This is a genomic window from Candidatus Chlorohelix sp. (genome assembly GCF_037138995.1).
Classification (GTDB): Bacteria; Chloroflexota; Chloroflexia; order Chloroheliales; family Chloroheliaceae; genus Chlorohelix.
In genome coordinates this window covers 111,113-131,741 of sequence record NZ_JBAXHI010000008.1, presented here as the reverse complement: position 1 = coordinate 131,741, position 20,629 = coordinate 111,113, and the positions used below count along the sequence as shown (strand labels likewise).

15 protein-coding genes are annotated in these 20,629 nt (G+C 46.1%); 10 read left to right on the top strand and 5 right to left on the bottom strand.

Features of this window, described 5'->3' with window-relative positions; all coding sequences use genetic code 11:
* Positions 1–166: 166 nt before the first annotated feature.
* From WCK19_RS06115 to WCK19_RS06105, 3 genes are all read right to left on the bottom strand, one after another.
* Positions 167–3,355: a UPF0182 family protein gene (locus tag WCK19_RS06115; RefSeq protein ID WP_342396488.1), complete on the bottom strand. Its 3,189-nt coding sequence runs from the start codon at positions 3,353–3,355 to the stop codon at positions 167–169.
* A 26-nt stretch (positions 3,356–3,381) separates the two neighbouring features.
* Complete coding sequence (locus WCK19_RS06110) at positions 3,382–4,131, bottom strand: hypothetical protein (protein ID WP_342396487.1); 750 nt, start codon at positions 4,129–4,131, stop codon at positions 3,382–3,384.
* 90 nt (positions 4,132–4,221) lie between these two features.
* Positions 4,222–5,412, bottom strand: a complete 1,191-nt coding sequence (locus tag WCK19_RS06105) for a tetratricopeptide repeat protein (protein WP_342396486.1) — start codon at positions 5,410–5,412, stop codon at positions 4,222–4,224.
* Between the two features lie 315 nt (positions 5,413–5,727).
* Here WCK19_RS06105 and WCK19_RS06100 point away from each other — a divergent pair, with 315 nt between their 5' ends.
* The 9 genes from WCK19_RS06100 to WCK19_RS06060 all read left to right on the top strand — a co-directional run bounded on the left by WCK19_RS06100 (position 5,728) and on the right by WCK19_RS06060 (position 15,298).
* On the top strand, positions 5,728–6,396 hold the full coding sequence (locus WCK19_RS06100) for a phosphate ABC transporter ATP-binding protein (protein ID WP_342396485.1): 669 nt from the start codon (positions 5,728–5,730) through the stop codon (positions 6,394–6,396).
* Complete coding sequence (locus WCK19_RS06095) at positions 6,389–7,192, top strand: ABC transporter permease (RefSeq protein WP_342396484.1); 804 nt, start codon at positions 6,389–6,391, stop codon at positions 7,190–7,192. The genes WCK19_RS06100 and WCK19_RS06095 overlap by 8 nt, the downstream gene beginning before the upstream one ends.
* A gap of 135 nt (positions 7,193–7,327) precedes the next feature.
* Entirely contained in the window at positions 7,328–8,005 is a 678-nt protein-coding gene (locus tag WCK19_RS06090; RefSeq protein ID WP_342396483.1) for an HAD family phosphatase, read from the top strand.
* A gap of 95 nt (positions 8,006–8,100) precedes the next feature.
* Entirely contained in the window at positions 8,101–9,375 is a 1,275-nt protein-coding gene (locus WCK19_RS06085; RefSeq protein ID WP_342396482.1) for an argininosuccinate synthase, read from the top strand.
* Positions 9,376–9,471: 96 nt separating this feature from the next.
* Positions 9,472–10,974 (top strand): PQQ-binding-like beta-propeller repeat protein, encoded by a 1,503-nt coding sequence (locus WCK19_RS06080; protein WP_342396481.1) that lies wholly within the window; start codon positions 9,472–9,474, stop codon positions 10,972–10,974.
* Between the two features lie 58 nt (positions 10,975–11,032).
* The gene (gene argH / locus WCK19_RS06075; RefSeq protein ID WP_342396480.1) at positions 11,033–12,451 is read left to right on the top strand and encodes an argininosuccinate lyase; all 1,419 of its coding nucleotides are present in this window, start codon (positions 11,033–11,035) and stop codon (positions 12,449–12,451) included.
* Entirely contained in the window at positions 12,438–13,391 is a 954-nt protein-coding gene (gene argF, locus WCK19_RS06070) for an ornithine carbamoyltransferase (protein WP_342396479.1), read from the top strand. The genes argH and argF overlap by 14 nt, the downstream gene beginning before the upstream one ends.
* 237 nt (positions 13,392–13,628) lie before the next feature.
* Positions 13,629–14,429 (top strand): transcriptional repressor LexA, encoded by an 801-nt coding sequence (gene lexA, locus WCK19_RS06065; RefSeq protein WP_342396478.1) that lies wholly within the window; start codon positions 13,629–13,631, stop codon positions 14,427–14,429.
* Between the two features lie 116 nt (positions 14,430–14,545).
* On the top strand, positions 14,546–15,298 hold the full coding sequence (locus tag WCK19_RS06060; RefSeq protein ID WP_342396477.1) for a S24 family peptidase: 753 nt from the start codon (positions 14,546–14,548) through the stop codon (positions 15,296–15,298).
* A gap of 78 nt (positions 15,299–15,376) precedes the next feature.
* On the opposite strand, the gene WCK19_RS06055 is transcribed toward WCK19_RS06060, so the two are convergent.
* Entirely contained in the window at positions 15,377–16,303 is a 927-nt protein-coding gene (locus WCK19_RS06055) for an NAD(P)H-binding protein (RefSeq protein WP_342396476.1), read from the bottom strand.
* A gap of 225 nt (positions 16,304–16,528) precedes the next feature.
* Here WCK19_RS06055 and WCK19_RS06050 point away from each other — a divergent pair, with 225 nt between their 5' ends.
* Positions 16,529–19,153, top strand: coding sequence for a PPC domain-containing protein (locus tag WCK19_RS06050; RefSeq protein ID WP_342396475.1), 2,625 nt, complete (start codon positions 16,529–16,531; stop codon positions 19,151–19,153).
* A gap of 49 nt (positions 19,154–19,202) precedes the next feature.
* Here the strand turns inward: WCK19_RS06050 and WCK19_RS06045 are convergent, their stop codons facing one another.
* Entirely contained in the window at positions 19,203–20,471 is a 1,269-nt protein-coding gene (locus tag WCK19_RS06045; RefSeq protein WP_342396474.1) for a lactate racemase domain-containing protein, read from the bottom strand.
* Positions 20,472–20,629: the final 158 nt, after the last annotated feature.

Sequence of the window (20,629 nt, the reverse complement as noted above, 5' to 3'; positions counted from 1 at the left end):
CTTGGATAATATACCACTCCTCCTCCTCATTGTCAAGCCTTTTCAGAGAATATTTTATGGTGTTTTTGAATTAGTAGAAAATGCCTGCCCCCAACTTCCAGAATTCCCAATAAAAAGGCTCCCCACTCGTTCAAAACGAGAAGAGAGCCACTATTTTATCCCGATTCTACTTGCTTAAGCCGAGCAGCTTCTGGAGTTTGTCCAAATCTTGCTGAGCAAAATTCAGTTCCTTTTGGTAAGTGGTAAGGTCGCCACCCAAGCGTGCCGTATCAGCTTTTTTCAAGTGAGCCTGACTAGACAGAATGTATTCGGCTACCGAAGCTGGTTCTGGCGTGGCAACACCCTGCGCAGGAGTACCGATAGGTGCAGTTACCACCGGTGTTATAGTTGTACCGGGGGTTGGCTGCGTACCAGTGGTGGTGCCGCCGCCAGTTGTCGTTGGATTAGGCTGCACTTGAAAGACCTTTGTCAAGGCTTCAGTTAGGTTGCTACCAGTCGCTATTCGGTTATCCGAAGTACCTACCACCACCGTATTAAGTTGAGGAATCGGGTTGCTGCTATTGCTCAGGTAATATGGCAATACATACAACACCGATTTATCAATTGGAATGATGATAATAGGACCTGCTTCAAATTTTGTTGAGCCACCCTGATTTAACAGGTTGCGATAACGCGAGAACTCTTGGTCATTCGAGAGCGTTGAAAAGAACTGTGTTGGTCCGTTGACGTTCACCGAGCCGGGGAAGTCATAAATCACCAACTTGCCGTAATTTTCCCCATCCATCCGGGCAGCCATCCACGCTACCATATTGCGTTTGCCTTGCGGCTCAAATGGCTGAATCAACACAAATTCGGGCTTGGTTTGTCCTCCCGGCAACTGAGTTACCAGATAGGTAGCAGGAAGCGCCTGACCCGCATAATCAGGGCGAGGATCTTGTGGCAACTGCCATTGGTCACTGCGTGTATAGTACGCAGTCGGGTCATCCACATGGTAAGTAAGGTACATCAGGCTTTGCCATCGAAATAAATCTTCTGGATAGCGGAAATGTGCCTTCAAGTCTGCCGGTATAGTGTTGGAAGGCTTGAACAGTGTAGGATAAATATTCGCCCATGTTTTTACCAAAGGGTCAGTATCATCCACTATGTAGAAAGACATTGTGCCATCATAAGCATCTGTCACGATTTTGACCGAATTGCGAATGTAGTTAACGGTTTTGGCACTATCCAGATAACCCGCGTGCGGGTAACGTTGGGTGGAGGTATAGGCATCTACTATCCAATACATCCGACCACCGCTCACCACAAGATATGGATCGGAATCGAGGCGCAAGAAGGGCGCTACCAGACGAATTCTGTCACTGACATTGCGGTTAATCAGCAATTTGCTGTTATCTCCGACCGAGTCGCTGATTAACAGGTTGAAATCGCCCAGCTTAGCGGAAAACGCCAATTTTGCAAAAAAATTATCCAGTTTAATACCACCCAGACCGCCATAGGCATAGGTAGCGTTATCTCCGCTTTGCCCAGCCGTTTTGCCGGGTATCGCTTCGGTGAAAGGATAGTCAATTTCAGGCAATTTCGTACCAACAATCGCGTAGTCGGTGCGGTTGTTGTAAGAACTACCATAGTAGATTCGAGGTTGATCCACTTTTAACACACCAGTGCTGCTGATGGGAAAGCTCTGAGTAATCAAATTGACAGGTTGCCCCTGCGAGTCAAACTGATTGACCGGACTAGCTTGGAAGCCGTACCCGTGAGTATATTGCACATGCTGGCTTTGCCATGTTTGAGCGTTTGCATCGAGATTGCTGATACGCAATTCACGGGCGCTAATCATCACCTGAGTAAGATTGCCGTTTCGCAACGGGTAACGATCTATGTCAACATCCTCAAAATTGTAGTAGCGACGCAAAGTTTCGCGTTGGTCATACACCGCGCGTACCTTGTCGTAATCCCATAATCGGATATTATCTACTACCAATGGATTTTGCTGTACATCTTGCTGAGTCAACGCTACTGTTCCCTGAAACGGAATTCGCTCCAATTTGTCCAAGCCGAATGCTTTGCGAGTCTGTTCGATTGTGTTGCTGATATATTTTGATTCTTTGGTAATTTCGTTGGGCTTTACGCTGAAGTTCTGGTACAAAGAGGGAAACACGCCTCCTAGCAAGATAGTTGCCCCCAACCATACACCGGATGCTCCTATCAACAAAGTAGTACCAAGTCGTTCGTTTCGCACGAAAATATTGGCAAGTAATAAAATCGCGGCTGCCAGCACAATTATCGAAAGAATATTGTTGGCAGGAAATTGCGATTCAACATCCGTTGCGCTTGCGCCGGGTGTTACGCCCCGCGGTGAATACACCAAATTGCTGTTTGCAATCTGATAGCCCCACGCGAAAAGAGCCAGCAAAAATGCGCCAAGCACCGAAACATGAGATTTTATGCCGGTGGTCAGGCTAATGGTGCGTCCAGATAGGGCAAAGTTCAAGCCATATACCAACGCCGCCGCTATCACCGACACTACACCTAATCCAATTAACCAGCCTTGTATGAAGCTATAGAAAGGTAGTTCAAATACATAAAACCCGGCTGTTTGATTGAATATTTTCTCGGTATCAGTCCAACTTGCCGCGTTTAGATAGGTTAAAATAACCTGCCAATTGCTGGAAAAAGCGCCCGCCATTACTAAACTGATGATAATCGCGGCTACCACAAAAAGTATATTCAACAGGCGCACGCTGCCACCTAACAGGGCAGTAAGCGGGTTATCCGGCGCGGCATCAATTACCGGCCCGCGTGGTCCAATACGGCGTGCCACCCATACGTTCAACATTATGACGATGAATGCGACTACCGCTGCTACTGCGAATGCGCCAATTCTGGCAATAATTCCAGTCCAATATACGCTCTGTTGACCGATTTCCTGAAACCACATAATGTCTGCCCAGAATCCCAACAAGCCGGGCAAAAATATCGCAAATACCACTACCACTACGGCAACAATAATTGCAATTATCGCTCCGCGGCTAGGGCGTGGCATATTGAATTGCACTTGCGGTATGTTTCCTCTGCCGCCTCCGAACTGACTGAAATCAAAGTTGCCAAAAGGTTGTCGCCCACGAGGATTATCATCCGGGTTGCGTGGTGGAGGTCCCGAACGGCGCGAACGAAATTGGGTGAAATCAAAATTTTCAAAAGGGTCTTTAGATTTTGGGCTATCATCATCGGAGGGTTTGTCACGTTTGGGGTCTTTACCGGAGTCATCGCCTCCGCCACCCCCGCCAGTACCACTCACCCCATAACCTGTGCCGCCAAAGGGTGCGGTAAAAAGCTTTCTTAGCTCTTTAAACATAGATGCTTTTCTCTTCTCTCTACTTTTTAATAATCTGATCGGCTGAGCAGGTAAACGCCAAATAAAGTAATTCCCAGAGCTGCAACACCCAAACCTGTGGCAAGCTGAGCGAGCGCAAACCCTGCTAATACTAGGCATACTGCCATCAGGAAGAGTAATAAAGACCACCTCAGAGCTAAACGCGTATCGTTAAAACTGTTTGCAGTACGTTGTGCATTCCACCTGACCTTTTCAGAAATGGTCAGCGCTATTTTTGGAACCGCTGCTTGCAATACCTCGCTTTCTACTTTTTTTTCGATAGACGAGGCGCGTTTACTCTTTTTCTCAGGTTTGTTCGCAACTTTCCTAACTTCTCGTTCAATAGATACAGGTGCAGGAGTTATGAATTTTACCTGTTGGGTTTGAAACCTACTTCTTTTGTACGGAATATCAGCGGCTTTTGTTTCGTTTTGTACGTTTGTAGGATGTATTTTCTGTTCTTTGAGCAGGTTTTCTGTATTGGGTATAGCAGTGTTCATCCGCTGCATTGCCCACTCCAGTCCGGCTTTGGCGCGTTCATTGTTTGGATTAATTTTCAGCGCCAATTCCAAACAGGCTAGAGTTTCAGCCGGATTGACGCTGACAGCAGCACGCCATAGCAAAGCTTGTTCGTTGGTAGGGTTTAGCTTGGTAATTTCAAGAAAAATGCGATATGCCTCGCCTTGATTGCCCTGTTTAGCAAGGTCAACACCTTGCTTGAACCGGCTCTCAATCTCGGCTTGTGTGTTCAAATTCATTTATGTGTTTCTCCTAGATTGTCGGGTTGTCGGAGAAAATTTATTGATACAGTTATAAGAATCTTTGCCTAAAGGCATAAATCCTATTTTTTAGCGGGGCGCACCCGGCGGTGGCGTAGCATTGATACCTTGCGCTCGCTGACGAGCATAGCCCGCCTCAGCTTGTTGGTTATTGCGCTCGTACAATACTGCCAGCGTCAGCCATCTTTCCGCTCCATTTGGGTCAAGCTCAAGGCTGCGTGCCAATGCCTTGATTGCACCCGGCACATCCCCACGTGCAGATAGAGCCTCACCGTATCTAGCCCATCCTCCCGCCCAAATCGGAGCCTGTTCAGTTACACGTTTGAAAGATTGTGTGGCTGCTTCAAAGCGGTTGCCGCCACCCACCGACTGGTCATCAGGAGCGTGCATATAGGTTAAGCCAAGCTCAAAATTGGCGGGAATATTGCGCGGTTCTATTCCTAATGCCTCGTTAAGAGAAGCAACCGCCGCTTTAAAATCTCCTGCATCCGCACTTTTCCGACTAGCCAGCACCAATTTATCGATTCTGTCGGCGGCTGTTCCACCTGTACCAGATTGCCCCGCCACTACAGTAGTTGCCTGAACAGCGGATTGGGTAGTAACAGCAACAGTTTCACTCCGAACCGTAGGTGTAACCTCCGCAGTAGTTTCAGAAGGCACAGGAGTAGTAACAGTTGTAGTTATTATCACGGTTGGAGTGGTGTTCTCATCAGTGGCAACCGTCTGGGTATTATTTTGGTTTTGCGTGACCACAAAAGCAATTGACAATACCAGAATCGCAACCGCAATCGCGAATACCGCCAGCCTGAACCGGCGAGAACCTTTTTTGCCGGGCTGCTGGGTACTTCCTTTAGTCGCAGCAGTTTTCTTTTGTTTCTTATTTTTTTTGCTGCCGGGAGTTGCCCTTAAAGTTGCCAACGGGTCATCATTTTCGGGAGGAATGCCGATTGGAGGATTACCAGGCAAGGGCGGTAGGCTAAAGGGAGGTTCGGATGGCTGTGCGGCACGCATTTTCATATCCAGGTCGAGCAAAGCATCTTTAGCATGGCTGCTATTCGGATTTATATCCAAAGCATGTCCGAGTGCGCTGCGTTTCTCTGCCGGATTGGTGGAGGTAGTAGCAAGCCAGATCCAAGCAAACTCGTTGTTGGGATCCTTGTCGGTTAATTTTCTGAAAATATTATAAGCATCTTCGAGGCTTCCATCTTTAACCTTCTGGATGCCTTCTTGCAGTTGCTTGGAGGAATTGCCGATAGTCAATGATTTCCACCTTTCGGAATTTGCAGCCAATGGCAAACACATGTTATGTAATGTTATTTAACATTATAACACGCCCACGCAAGGTGGTCATCTTATACGATTTTGTGATTTTGTGTGCTTTATCATGCTTTTTCGACAATACTAAACCGAATATTTGTTGAGGCTATGTACAGGTACAAACTGATGAACGGTTGCCGGGCAGCCCGGTGTAGTCAAACGCTTTTGATTTGGATTAATAAGTGTAAAAATGTAAGTTCAAAAGGATTATAATTGTGCAGCGTATCTTTTATTTACAAACCGGAAAAAATACAAATTATGATAATCGAGACAAAAAACCTCAGTCGGCAAATTGCGGATAAAATCCTAATCGAAAATATAAACATCCAAGTAGAACAGGGCGAAGTTCTGGCAATTATCGGACCAAGCGGAGCAGGAAAAACCACCTTTTTAAGATTGATTAATCGGTTGGATGAGCCAACTTCAGGCACTGTTTATTATGAAGGCAAAGATTACAGAACTTTACCTCCTTCAATTATACGCCAGCAAATCGGGATGGTCTCGCAAGTACCCTATCTTTTCCCCGGTTCAATTGCAGAGAATATCAGTTTTGGACCTCGCCAGCGCGGAATAACCCTCAGTTCTGAAAGAATTAGCTGGCTTTTGGAAAGAGTGGGGTTGCCCGGCTATCAGGAACGTAATATTAACAATCTTTCTGGCGGTGAAGCTCAAAGAGTTTCGCTGGCACGCACTCTGGCTAACTCACCAAAAATATTACTGCTGGATGAACCAACCTCCGCGCTTGACTCAGAGGCTGAGCATGAAGTGGAAACCCTCTTGAGCAATATTATTGCAGAAGAAAACCTAACTTGCCTTATCATCACCCATAATATGGCGCAAGCTGCCAGAATTGCCAACCGCGCTTTGTATCTGGTTAAAGGAAAATTAGCTGCAATTGGCACAGTAGAGGAAATTATACATGCTTAGCAACTTGTTTAAAGATCAGTTGATGCTGGGAATTTTTCAAGTGGTCGCAACAGTTACACTGGTTTTGTTGGTTACTTTAGGCGCACGTTGGCAGAAAATCCACCTCGAAAGAGAAGTAATCGTTGCGCTAATTCGCGGGATAGTACAAATAGTGCTGGTGGGGGTGGTACTGGTATTTGTATTGAAAGGACCGGATTGGCTCAGCATATTTATATTGCTGGCAATGATTCTTGCTGCTTCAACCATGAACTACCAACGAACCAAAACTATACCCGGAACATTCTGGGCTTCGTTCTATGGAATCGGGCTTGGCGCAGGTTTGGTTATTTTATTGATGGTATTAATTGGAGTGATTGATTGCTCCTCTATTTCGGTTATTCCGGTGGGAAGTATGCTAGTCGCCAACGCTATGAATGCCGGAGCGCAAGCGTTAGAGCGTTATAACTCAGATGTAAAGGCACATGTCGGACTCATTGAAGCGGGTTTAGCGCTTGGAGCCAAACCTGAAACAATGGTCGCACCTTACATACAATCGGCGGTTCATTCCAGCCTGATACCGCGTATTGATAATCTCAGTTCTTTGGGCATTGTGTGGATACCGGGCTTAATGACCGGAATGATACTAGCGGGAAGTGACCCAATTTACGCCGCTATCTACCAGTTTGCAGTTATCGCCATGATTTACGCCGCTTCAGGTTTAACAGCAATTGCCTCAGTATTGCTTATTCGTGCCAAAACCTTTTCCACTGCCCAACAACTAATCTTGCGCCCGAATGAAGCTGCTAAGAAGCAGTAAAGAAATAACATTCTGGTATTGCGTATGTTATCTTAATAGTAGATTTCGCCTATGTCGTTTTAGGTGGAAAGTAGTATAATCTAGCCTGTTATTTTAGTTCATTTTTATGAGTATCTTTAAGTAAGGAAGTTAGCTTTGTCTAATCAGAACCTATACGCGGTGATTTGGGATGTAGATGGTACGCTAGTGGATACCGGAGAACTTCATTTTAATGCATGGGTGCAATTGGCACAGGACTTGAAGATGCCCTTTACCCGCGATGATTTTACCGCTACCTTCGGCAGACGCAACCCTGAAATCATCGGCTCGCTTTTTCCCGGACACACCCCCGAAGAAATAGCGCAATTGGGCGAGCAAAAAGAGCTTTATTATCGAGCAGAAGCGCGTCACGGGATTGATTTATTGCCCGGTGTGCGCGAATTGCTGGATGGATTGAAAGCTGCTGGTTATAAACAGGCACTTGGCAGTAGCGCACCCCATAAAAACCTCGAAATGATTACCGAAATTACCGGAAGCCTACCGTATTTTCAAGCTATTGTCGGTATGGAAGATACTAAACAAGGTAAGCCAGACCCGGAAGTCTTTCTGGTAGCAGCACAAAGAATGGGAGTCCCTCCCCAGAACTGTTTAGTTATGGAAGATGCGGTAGCTGGCATCGAAGCGGCGACAGCCGGGGGTATGAAAAGCATTGCTATCACCTTTGTAGGGCATCACAGCGAAGATAGTTTACGGGCAGCAGGTGCGAACCTAGTAGTGCCATCGCTGGAGGGAATTACAATTGAGACAATAAACCGCCTTCTTTCACAAAGCTAAGGGATATATTGCATGTGATATGTCCCTTATGCTACAATCAACCTATTACAATTACATAACATAATTATTATTTCTGCGAGGAGAACGAGAGAACAATGCAGAAGGTTGTACTGGCATATAGCGGTGGTCTTGACACCAGCGTTGCCATCAAATGGATTAAAGAAAAATACGATATGGAAGTGGTTACGCTCACCGTAGATGTGGGCGCGAATGACCGCGACCTTGAATCCATCCGCAAGCGTGCGCTTGAAATCGGCGCAGTTAACGCCTTGGTGCGCGATGTCAAAGAAGAATTCGTCAAATACTTCATCTGGCCCGCGCTTCAGGCAGGCGCATTATACGAAGGCGAATACCCATTGGCAACCGCGCTGGCACGCCCACTAATCGCTTGGAATCTGGTGCAGGTAGCGCGTGAGGAAGGTGCTACAGCGGTAGCACACGGCTGTACCGGAAAAGGCAACGATCAGGTGCGCTTTGACATTTCGGTAAACGTGCTGGCGCCAGATTTGAAAATTATTGCTCCGGTGCGTGAATGGCGCATGACTCGCGATGAAGAAATCGAGTATGCTGCCCAAAATAACATTCCTTTGCTCTCGGTCAGCCAAAAACGCTACAGCGTTGATCAGAACCTGTGGGGTCGCAGCGTGGAAGCGGGTCCGCTGGAAGACCCTCGCAACGAGCCACTCGAAGAAGTCTATGAGTGGACGGCAAGCCCGGACAAGCAACCCGATATAGCCGAATACGTGGAAATTCAGTTTGAGCGCGGTATCCCTATCGCTCTAAATGGCGAGCGTATGGATGGAGTGACCCTGATTACCAAACTACATGAAATTGCCGGACGGCATGGAATTGGTCGTATTGACCACATTGAGAACCGTCTGGTGGGTATCAAGAGTCGCGAAATTTATGAAGCGCCCGCTGCAATTGTTCTGCACCGCGCCCACCGTTGGCTGGAAGACCTCACCCTAACTAAAGACTCGGCACGTTTCAAAACACGGGTAGCCGCCGAATACGGCGATTTGGTTTATAACGGCTTATGGTTCAGCCCACTCCATCAAGACCTTGCCGCATATGTAGCCAGCAGCCAACGCTATGTCAGCGGTACGGTTACGGTCAAACTATTCAAGGGCAACGTGATAAAAGCCTCCTGTGATTCGCCTAAATCACTCTATAACTTCGCGTTGGCAACCTACGACAAAGGCGACCAGTTCAAACACGAAGCCTCGGTAGGCTTTATCAACATCTTCGGGCTATCCTTGCGTAACCAATCGCAAATCCAACTGGCAGGGCGCACTCAGGGCGAAATGCTATCGTTGGCATCACCTGATGCAGTATCGCCTGATACCCATTCCGAAGAAGAAAAGAAATAGGAAATATGACGCGCCAGAAGTAATATTCTGGCGTTTTTTATTAGTAAAAAATGGCAAGTTTCTCGCCCATATTGAAGTAGAAAAAGGAGAACGGCTTTGGAAAATAAACCCGACAAAAAAGCCAAACCGAAATCCAAGCAACCCGGTGTTGAACTCGATACCGACCAACCGGAAAATCGTCAAGCGGTGTTAGTTCGGGATGCCTCAGCTAAACAGGGTAACTCCGCTGTTCCAATCACTAAATCGGAAAGCAAGGACACGGGGGGAAAACAAGGTCGCGGTCTTGAAATTGCCCTAGCCCTGGCACTGGTGGCGTTGATTATTGCTTTCTTCCTTATCCTCACTTCCAACTCTGCCGGTAATATTGCTACCAGTGCTTCTCAGGCAGCACGTAGCACACCTGCTCCACTGGTGGGTAACAACGGTCTGAATGTTGGTAATCTCCAGACCGCTAACGCTATCGCAACAATGGCAACCGACCTAGATTTAAGCACTTCCGTGCCGCTCCCGCCCACCCCAACCGGACCTGCCGCCCAGAGTAGCGGAGATAGCAGCGGTCAAAGCTGGCCCAATAGCGGCTTGAATCCCGGTAGAACTCGTGCATTTGACGCTAAAATTAACACTCCTCTCAACCGCTTATGGGCAAAAACTTACGGGCAAGAGTTACCCGGCTCGCCTGTAATTGTGGGCGACACTATTTATCTTGGCTCAGATTATGGTGCTCTCTATGCTATTGATATAAAGACTGGCGATAAAAAGTGGTTCTTTACCTCTGGACCTATCGTTGGTACACCCGCTGTAGCCGGAAACACCATTTATTTTGGCTCACAAAACGGCTTCTTTTACGCAATTGACCTGACTACCCAGAAAAAGAAATGGGATTTCCCAACCCTTTCGCCGATTACCGGGTCGCCACAGATAATCAACGGCGCGGTTTACTTTGGCGGGCAAGATGGTAGTTTCTATGTTGTGGATGCCAATACTGGGCAGAAACGCTGCGCTCTTTCGCTTGGACAACCCTTCAATAACGGTGTTACGGGTAGCCCTGCAATAGTCAATAATCTTGCCCTTTTTGGGGTCAATGACGGACGTTTTATCGCTATGGATACCGCCACTTGCAAAGTCAAATGGACTTACGAAGTGCCGGGCAAGAAAGGCATTGCCTCCTCCCCCGCCGTTTCCAATGGGTTGGCATATTTCGGAGCGGACGACAGCAGCGTTCACGCGCTGGATATAAACACTGGCGCACAGAAATGGGAGTTCAAAACGGGCGCAGCGATTCGTTCTTCGGCGGCAGTGGCAGGTGGGAAAGTCTTTATCGGCTCTTTCGATAAGAAGTTTTACGCGCTAGATGCCACAAGCGGGGCAAAAATATGGGAATTTCAGACAGGAGATGGTGTGGCTTCCTCTCCTCTGGTGGCAAGCGATACCGTCTTCTTCGGCTCTAATGACAGCCGGTTCTACGCCCTTGAGACTGCGACAGGCAAGAAAAAGTGGGATTATCAGGCAGATGATATAATAGCCTCTGCACCTGCGGCTGCTAACGGGAAGATTTATTTCACCTGTTTTGATAACCGTTTGTATGCTTTCGGCAATTAAGCTGGAAGTCGGAATTTGACGCTTGTTGACCGGCTTCTGATTTCTAATGAGGATAATAATGAAATTGTGGGGAGGACGCTTCGGTAAAGAGGTTGATAAAACCGCCGAAGAGTTCGGGGCTTCGATTCCTTTTGACCGCAACCTATACCGACAGGACATTGCCGGTTCTATCGCTCATGCCCGTATGCTGGCAAAACAGAGCATCATTTCGCCCGAAGACTCGAATACAATAATTGCAGGGCTGGAAAAAATCCGCGCTCGTATCGAACAAGGCGAATTTGAGTTCAGGCTCGACCGCGAAGATATTCACATGAACATTGAAGCGGTACTGGCAGAAGAAATCGGGTCTGCTGCCGGACGGCTTCATACAGGGCGTAGTCGCAACGATCAAGTAGCCTTGGACGTGCGCCTCTATACCTGCTCAGCAATTGTGACGATTGTTGAGCGCATCGCCAATTTGCAAGAAACCTTGCTAAAGCTGGCACAAAAATGGCACGGGGTAATTATGCCCGGCTATACCCATCTACAGCGGGCGCAACCTGTTTTACTTTCCCACCATTTGTTGGCTTACTTCGAGATGTTGCAACGCGATGCCGGGCGTTTTTACGATTGCTATACCCGTACCGATGTATCACCGCTTGGCAGTGGCGCGTTGGCAGGCGTACCCTACCCGCTCGACCGCGAATATGTGGCGGAACAACTGGGAATGAACGCAATTACCCGCAACAGCCTTGATGCAGTAAGTGATCGCGATTTCGTAGTAGAAACGCTCTCTGCCGCCGCTCTTTGTGCGGTGCATCTGAGCCGTTTTTCCGAAGAAATTGTTTTGTGGTCGAGCGGCGAGTTCGGCTTCATCGAACTGGATGATGCCTACAGCACCGGAAGTAGCATCATGCCGCAGAAAAAAAACCCTGATATGGCAGAACTCGTACGCGGTAAAAGTGGGCGTATGGTAGGCAATCTGGTATCGGTATTAACCATGCTCAAAGGGCTGCCGCTGGCTTATAACAAGGATATGCAGGAAGACAAAGAGCCGCTCTTTGATTCGGTAGAAACCTTGGTTAACAGCCTGACCGTTTTCAACGGGATGGTCGCCACCATGCAAATCCGCACTGGAACGCTCTATCGCGCCGCACAAGGTAGTTTTGCTACCGCCACCGATATTGCCGATTATCTAGTGAAAAAGGGCATCCCGTTTCGGCAAGCACACGAAATATCGGGCAAATTGGTTAAAAAGTGCGTTGAAGAAGGGCGCACCTTTGCAGACCTAAAGTTGGAAGAATACCGGATGCTTGCCGCTGAATTTGACGAAGATATTTTGCTGATAACGGTTGAGTCCAGCCTTGGCTCGCGTAAGACTACCGGCGGAACTGCCCCCGAACAAGTTGCCAATGCACTTACTGCTGCCGAAAATCTGCTAATGGAAACACGGGATTGGTTGAAGGAGAAAAATACAGGACAAGATGAACGACAATAACGCTACATTTATACCCATTCTAAAGGGTAGGCATCTACTTTCGTCTGCGGACTTGAACGCTCAAGAACTGGCGCAGGTGTTGGATACCGCGCTCGATATTAAGACACGACTTAAACGCGGTGAACCAACCCCTATTCTGAACGGTAAGTCATTGGCGATGATTTTTGAGCATCCCTCGTTACGCACGCGCCTTTCTTTCGACATCGGTATGTACCAACTTGGCGGACGCGCTTTTTATCTTGCGCCCACCGAAATTGGACTCGGCAAGCGCGAAACTTCCTCCGACGTATCACGGGTTATCAGCAGCATGGCAGACGGTATTCTGGCGCGGGTACGTGACCATTCGACCTTGGTGGAACTCGCCAACTATTCTAGTAAGCCTCTAATCAACGGTCTTACCGACCGGGAACATCCCTGTCAAGCGCTCGCCGATCTATTGACCATCCGGGAGCGATTCGGCAAGCTCAAAGGGCTGACAATGGCTTATATCGGGGATGGAAACAATATGGCGCATAGCCTTGCGCTCGCTTCCGCTTTAAGCGGAATAAACATTACAATAATCACTCCCCCCCAGTATTGGCCCGATGAAGAAATCGTATATCAAGCTCGCCAACTCGCTAACGGTAATAGCTATGTAAAGGTTAGCAACAGCCCAGAAGCAGTAGCCGAGGCTGATGTAATCTACACCGATGTGTGGGCTAGTATGGGACAGGAAAGCGAAGCTGAATTGCGTCGTCGCGTTTTCAAGCCTTACCAGATTAATTCTAGCTTGCTGGAAATGGCAAAACCTGACACATTGATATTGCATTGCCTACCAGCGCACCGGGGCGATGAAGTTACCGAGGAAGTATTGGAAGGGTCGCAAAGCGCGGTTTTCCAGCAAGCCGAGAATCGTTTGCATGCTCAAAAAGGATTGCTGGTACATTTGCTGGCAGACTGAAATTTTACCCAAAACCCGACGGGCGCATGCATCTCTAGCGCCCGTTTCCAAATTATAGGACTAAAACACCTATTCATATAGAAAAAACCCCTTGACAAGAACCCTTGTTCGTGCGTATAATTGTTCTATTGTATATTTGGTTTAATCACGAAGCTATGCCCTACAAATATAAGAGCATAACTTACAAATCCTTTATAACCTAGAGGGTGCTATAACTAACAGGGAGTTTCAATTTTAATGGCTAATGCAGTAAGTGCTAAACCTAGAACTGCTTCCGCAGAAATTGAAGCGGTGCAAATAAAACCCACAAGCGTTGCACCTTCTAAAAACTATAAAAACCCGACCGAAGTGCCTGCTAAAACTGGCGCACGGTTAAACCGTTCAGGAGGAAGGCGCAAAATGAATCAGCTTTCTGCTAAACAGCAAAGAATGCTTGAATTTGTTGAGCAATTCATTGATGATAATAATGGCTTACCCCCCACTGTAAGAGAAATACAACAAGCCCTTACGATTTCCTCAACCTCAGTTGTTGATTATAACCTAGCAGCGCTTGAGCAAAAAGGCTATATTAGCCGCACAGAGGGGAAATCTAGAGCCATTTGTCTAAAATATCGTACTACCGGAGCTAGAACACTTGAAGTTCCTCTCCTTGGTACTATTGCTGCCGGTGAGCCTATCCCAGACCGTAGAGATAGAACTACCGAAGATACGGTTGAAGTTCCTCCCTCTATGCTAGGCACACGCAAACCAAATGAAGTATTTGCCCTTAAAGTAAAGGGTAACTCAATGGTGGATGCTCTTATCGCCGATGGTGATATAGTTTTAATTAAACCTCAGCAAACTGCCGAAGTTGGCGAAATTGTGGCAGTATGGCTGGAAGAGGAACGCGAAACCACACTGAAAAAGTGGTACCCTGATAAATCCAAGGATGAGGTACGTTTGCAACCGGCTAACCCAACTATGGGACCGATTGTTAAAAAACTCAGCAATGCCCGTGTTATGGGTAAACTCGTTGGGGTTATCCGCGCTTCAATATAGAATAAGTCTCCGTTTACCCCAACCTGAAAATAGTATTAATGTTTCCTGTCTTATTGGCAGGAAACAGGCTTGCCTTGATATGAATTGCCCGACCTCTTCAGGAAAACAAAATTATTATGAAGTACAACAAAGAAAATAATAATATGGACAAAGTTACCATTTCTGGAGAAATTACTGCATCTTGTTGGAACTTTAAGCGTACCTCCAACATTACCGGAGAATATGGTTTCACTCTAGCGCAACGCACCCCTGAAGGAAACTTGAGTGATTACCGAATCTTAGGGCAGTCTAAAAATATAGCAGCCTCCCAAAATACTAAAACTCGTCCGAATCGTTATAATTCCAGTGTGAAAATGGTAGCTTCGGACGGACCAGCGCCGTGGGATAATTTTAACCAAATAAGTTATGTCAAATTGCCTGTGGTTGGTGAAGTCGCGGCTGGACAGTATGATGTAACGATTGCCTATCACGAGACCGGTTATGGAGCAGATGTAGACTTTGTCATGCTTAATCAAGATGAAGTAAAAATCAATCGCCAAACATACGCCCTAAGAGTACGTGGTCAATCAATGATAGAAAATGAAATCGACGATGGAGACATAATAATAGTACAATCCCAAACTTGGGCGGATGAAGGGGATTTCGTTATTGCTTGTCTTACCGACAGCAATGACCCTGCCGGGCTAGTAACCCTCAAGAGATTTTACCGTCATCGTTATTCAGACCGAGTATTATTACAACCAGCCAATCAGAATTTAGGACCCATCCATATTTTGCCGCAAAGAGGTGATTCTGAGCGTGATGATCTTGATGGGGTGAAAATTCAAGGACGAGTAGTTGCAATTATCAAAAACGGTTGGGTTAATTAACCCGGCGAAAATGATGGATTCATATAACACCTGCCCTACACAATAAAGGTAAGACAGGTGGTTTTTATTTGCTCAAAACTAACCGAGAATACTATTCTTTTCCAGATACTCTTGCAAAGAAAAGGCTTTTATTCCAAATTCCTTCTCAAGAATCTGATCATCACCGGTAGTATTTTCAAAATCAAATAATTCCAGTGTTGCCGGAGTCAAAGGAGGTTCTGGTATTACATTGAACAGTGCTGCGTTTATACGCGCTAACGGCAAGGGGAGATATAAAAACAGGCGTTGCTTCTTCAAGTTTTTTACAATGAGGGATATAAGCTCTTTATAGGTGAAAGTAGCCGGTCCTCCAAAAGCAACTGCCTTGCCTATTTTATCATCTCGATTAATACATTCGATTGCAGCCGCTACGACATCCTCAACATAAATGGGTTGCATTCGAATTTTCCCATTTCCTATAACAGTTGCAAGCGGAAGCATTTTAATAATACGCGCCTGTGCTTCGAAAAATTCTGCGCCACGCCCAAATAGAATACTAGGTTGAAGAATAGTCCAGCTTAATTTGCTGTTTCGTACAGTTTGCTCAGCTTCCCACCGGGTTCGCATATAACTACCGGGCGCACCCTTTATAGTACCCAAACCGCTACCCAAAATAAACCGTTTTACCCCTGCTGCTTCCGCTGCTGCTACGACATTCTTGGTGCCTTCAACATTTACTCGCCAGTAAATATTGTCCTTATTCTTGTAATTAGCGGTGACTTGAGCATAATCAAAAACTGTCTCAACTCCTTTCATTGCTTTAGCAAGCGAGGCAGGATTTAATACATCTCCTTCAACTATTTCCAAACCAGCTAATTTCTTCAGCGCAGCTAAACTTGCCGCACTTCGTTTAGAGGAGCCTGCATTTGGGCGCACCAAAATCCGAACATTGCCGGGATACTTTTGTACAAGTTTTGGCACCAAATTTCTTCCAATAAAGCCTGTACTTCCAAGAACTAGAATCATTTATTTTTCTCCATACTTTTCATTGAGATAATCACCCTATTATTATAACCAACTGTTTGAGATTAAACTTTTGCAAAGAAGTTTGACAGGGTTAAGGTTTGATATATATAATCATAACATTGGAATAATATGTTCATACCATGCCTCACCTATATGCAGCTCGCAAAATAGCTCTAAAGCTCAGACAAATAATAGCTGAGCCAATTGCCGGAGGAATTTCATCCAATGAAACCTAATCGCACTAATCACAAAATTTACAAATCCCGATTATTTCGAGTATCAATACTCCTAATAGTTACAGTAATACTGGTAGAATCTGCGCTTATGGCTTCAAGCTACAGTCCGGTAGCAGATGGAGCTTTAAGTGCGGCTGAACCGACCGCTGTTAGCGCGTCATGGAATGGCGTTTTGCCATCGCTTCCGAATAACAAAGATGAAGCGCAAAGGATTGAAAAGCAATACGCCTCGCCCTTTAATTTTAACAGGGTTATGCAACTGGACAAAGCTTACCTTAATGGCGCGAATCCCAAAGCATTAGCCGCAAATGGAAACGTAGTAAATCAGGCTGCGCCTGTAACCACGCCGCTTGCACCTACACCGGGCTATCGGGTTATGGGAGCTTGTCCCGGAACAGTTGATACATATGAACCAGATAACACAGCCGCTACTGCAAAACCTATTCTGGTATCAACAATACAAGCCCACACACTGAATCCAGCCGATGAAGATTGGGTTGGGTTTACTGCACAAGCAGGACGAAGTTATACAATAACGGCAGAAGCATTAGTTGAAACTCTACCTGAGTATCAAACTTACCCAGCAATCTTTCTGCTGGATAGTATAGCCAATGTAAATACTCCGCTGGCAGCCGATAACGGTAGTGGAACTACTAGTGCCAGCTATATTTCTACTATTACTTTTACAGCATCAGCAACCGGTAGCTACTATATAAGGGTTATTCAGGGTCAACCTGATCATAACAACCCTTGCGGAGCATATGGACTTACACTAACATTAAACGGCATAGGCACTACCGTACCCGCTACCAGTACACCCGGCGCTACACCAACTCTTGGAACATGTTATGACAGATTTGAACCGGATAATAACCCTAGTCAAGCCAGCCAACTTAAACCTAGCCAAAGCGCTACGGCACCTTTCAACCCAACTCCCGGTTTGCCTACTATAGACACTGCTAATGATGGAACCCAATTCCATTTTGCATGCCCTGCCAGCGATGTAGATTGGCAATATTTTGATTTGGTTAAGGGTAAAACGTACAGTGTTTTCACCAGCAAACTGCAAGGCGGAATTGACACCTTTATAGTGCTGTACCAACTTAACGCCGATGGTAGCCTCAAACCTATCTATTCCAGCGATGATTATCCCGGAGCAGGTCTAGCCTCTCGCATTGACTGGGTAGTACCTTACACCACCGGAACATCGCTCGGTGAATTTGTTCGGTATTATCTGGCAGTTAAAGACGTTGCCGGACATGGCACCGATTTAATGAGCTATAACCTCACATTAGCAGCCTTTGGCAACGGAATCGGAACCTGCTTTGATGCTTATGAATCGGATAATACGCCAAATACTGCCAAAGAAATTTTGATAAACGAAACTCAGACCCATACATTCTGCCCTGACGGTGATAGAGATTGGGTCAGGTTTTATGCTAAAGCAGGTCGGATTTACTCAGTCGGCACCAGTTTTACCGGATTACCTACTGCCGGAATTGATACTTCCCTATTCGTATGGGCTATCAGCTTTGATTCGACGGATCCTTCCAAGATTGCAAGCCAAGTTTTGATCGGGCAAAATGATGATAGAAGCGATGGCGACCTATCTTCACAGGTTAATTTCGGCGTACCGAGTGATGGTATATACTATGCAGAGGCAAGGAATACAGGTGATAGAGGGCAAAATGGGATGTCTTACCTGTTAACTTTCTCGACTGGGTCTGGTCCCATTGCTACAACCGCCCCCATAGTCACTACCACTGCTATCAGTACAACGACTGTCGCAGGAGCCTCAGTAAATTCACTAAGCCTAAGCTTCAGTGATTCCGGTTTCAGGCGCGTATGGGATTACACCGATCTAGCGGTACTATCAGGACGCACCGCCCGTACTTGGATGTGGGGAACGCCCGGTTTGTTTAAAACAGAATCCTATGCTGATGCACCCGGCGGTTCACGACAGGTACAATACTTTGACAAAAGCCGGATGGAAATCAATAACCCTAAGAGTAACCGCGACTCACAATGGTTTGTAAGCAACGGTTTGTTAGTCAGGGAAATGATTCTTGGTAAAATAGCAACCGGAGACTCATTATTCCAGCAAACCGTACCAAACACATTACCAATAGCGGGAGACTTGAGTAATTCCAATCCATCACCCACCTACCAAAGTTTTGCAAACCTAATTACAGTCGATGGAAACGGCATGGCAGCCGATCTTTCAGGTCAAACGGTTAATATTGTAGTAACAAGCGAAGGTAACACCTTTGAACTTGATACAGCCCCTGCTCAAGTTAAGCTGTCAAAATATGTAACCGAAACCGGACACAATATTCCTGATGTTTTCTGGAATTATCTCACTTCTACCGGAACAGTATTTGACGGAAATAGTTACATAAAAGCCCAATTAATGGATTGGGTATATGTAATGGGGTTGCCATTAAGTGAACCTTACTGGATAAAAGCTGTGGTCGGTGGACAGGAAAAGGATGTCATGGTACAGGTCTTTGAAAGACGAGTCCTAACATTTACACCGAATAACAGTGCGGAATGGCAGGTGGAAATGGGGAACGTAGGGCAGCATTATTTCCAATGGCGCTACGGAAGACCTTAACAACTATATTAGAGAAATCAACCCCTCTCACTAAAGAGGGGTTTTTCTTTTAGAACAACGAACCGCTACTATCAAACTCAATTTCGGCAAGCTCTGTAATAATTTCAATCCCATCCAAAGATTGGAGTTGCCTCAAAACAGCCTCACTAACCTGCAAAACATCCAGCGTCAAGGTGTTGCGGATACGCATCATTTTGATGTCAGATGGGTTCATTGGAGGCAATAGATATTTGCTGGCAGTCTGTATTGCTTCCTTGTCTGACTCTAATGTAACCGGTATCGCACCATGTTGCGGACCGTTACCGGTAAGCACATTAGTATAAGTGGCATGGTAATCCACTTTGTTAACTAAACGTCGTACAGTCAAATCCGCCAGACCAACACCAACGGCGTTTCCATGTGACTCCTCCGTCATATCCAACGCAATAATCACCTGAATGTCAGGTTCAGGAAAAGCGTTAAGACCGGGCAATCTTACTCTGCCAACTACATTTGAGTCCATACCAGAACCACTGATATTTTTGCCGATTTGATCCACCACCAGAATATCGAACTGCTTGAGGGGTAGTTTCGGCATATAATGTTTTGCTTCTTTTAAAAGCTCAATCTCGGTGCGTAAGAAATTTTCAGGCTCTACTCCTATAATTCGGGTGGCGTTATGATAACCATCTTCAATTGAAGCAAAGCCAGCCAGCACAGGCGCACGGTCTAGGAGCGCCTGCCCTACCTCTGGTATATTATCGCGCAATCCATCCGCGCCCATTGCATGTATAGCCATTGCCTGCCGCTGTTTGCCCGTTCCAATTGCCAACATTTTCATTAATCCGCTCTCAACTTCACCACGAAAATTGGTATGAGCCTTGATGCGGTTTGCAATTATTATTCCATCGGCTTGGCAGGCATTTTTATCCAGAAATACCGGCACTCCCCTAGCGGTAGTACCCAATTCGATTACATCCATACTACTGAGAATGGAACAGCCGATATAGCTCTCGGTTATCCCCAAAGTACCAAGCATCTCTACCTGCCCTTCGGCAGTAGCCCCACCATGACTACCCATTGCAGGAAAAACAAACGGGTTAGCGTTGATTTTTTTAACTTCTTCTACCAGAGTCCTAATTATCAAATTGATTGAGGCTATCCCACGACTACCCGCCCCAATAGCAATAGTTTGTCCAGCTTGAATCTTGTTCAACAAACCAGTTCTGGCAAACTCACGCTGTACCGATGCAATAACCTCTGCCTCACCTAAAGGAGCATGGTACAAACTTTGACGGATAGTAGCCATACGTGGCAATTTCAAGTCGAAAGCGCTCATATCTTTAACCTTTGGCAAAAATTAAATGGTTTTGAGAGTAATACTTACATCTTATTTGGAACAAAAGATAAAGTCAATCGGAATATTTTGACAAAATAGATTGATAACCTTAAAATCTAGTAAGATAAGCTGCTTAAAATAACAATTCTGTAATTTAA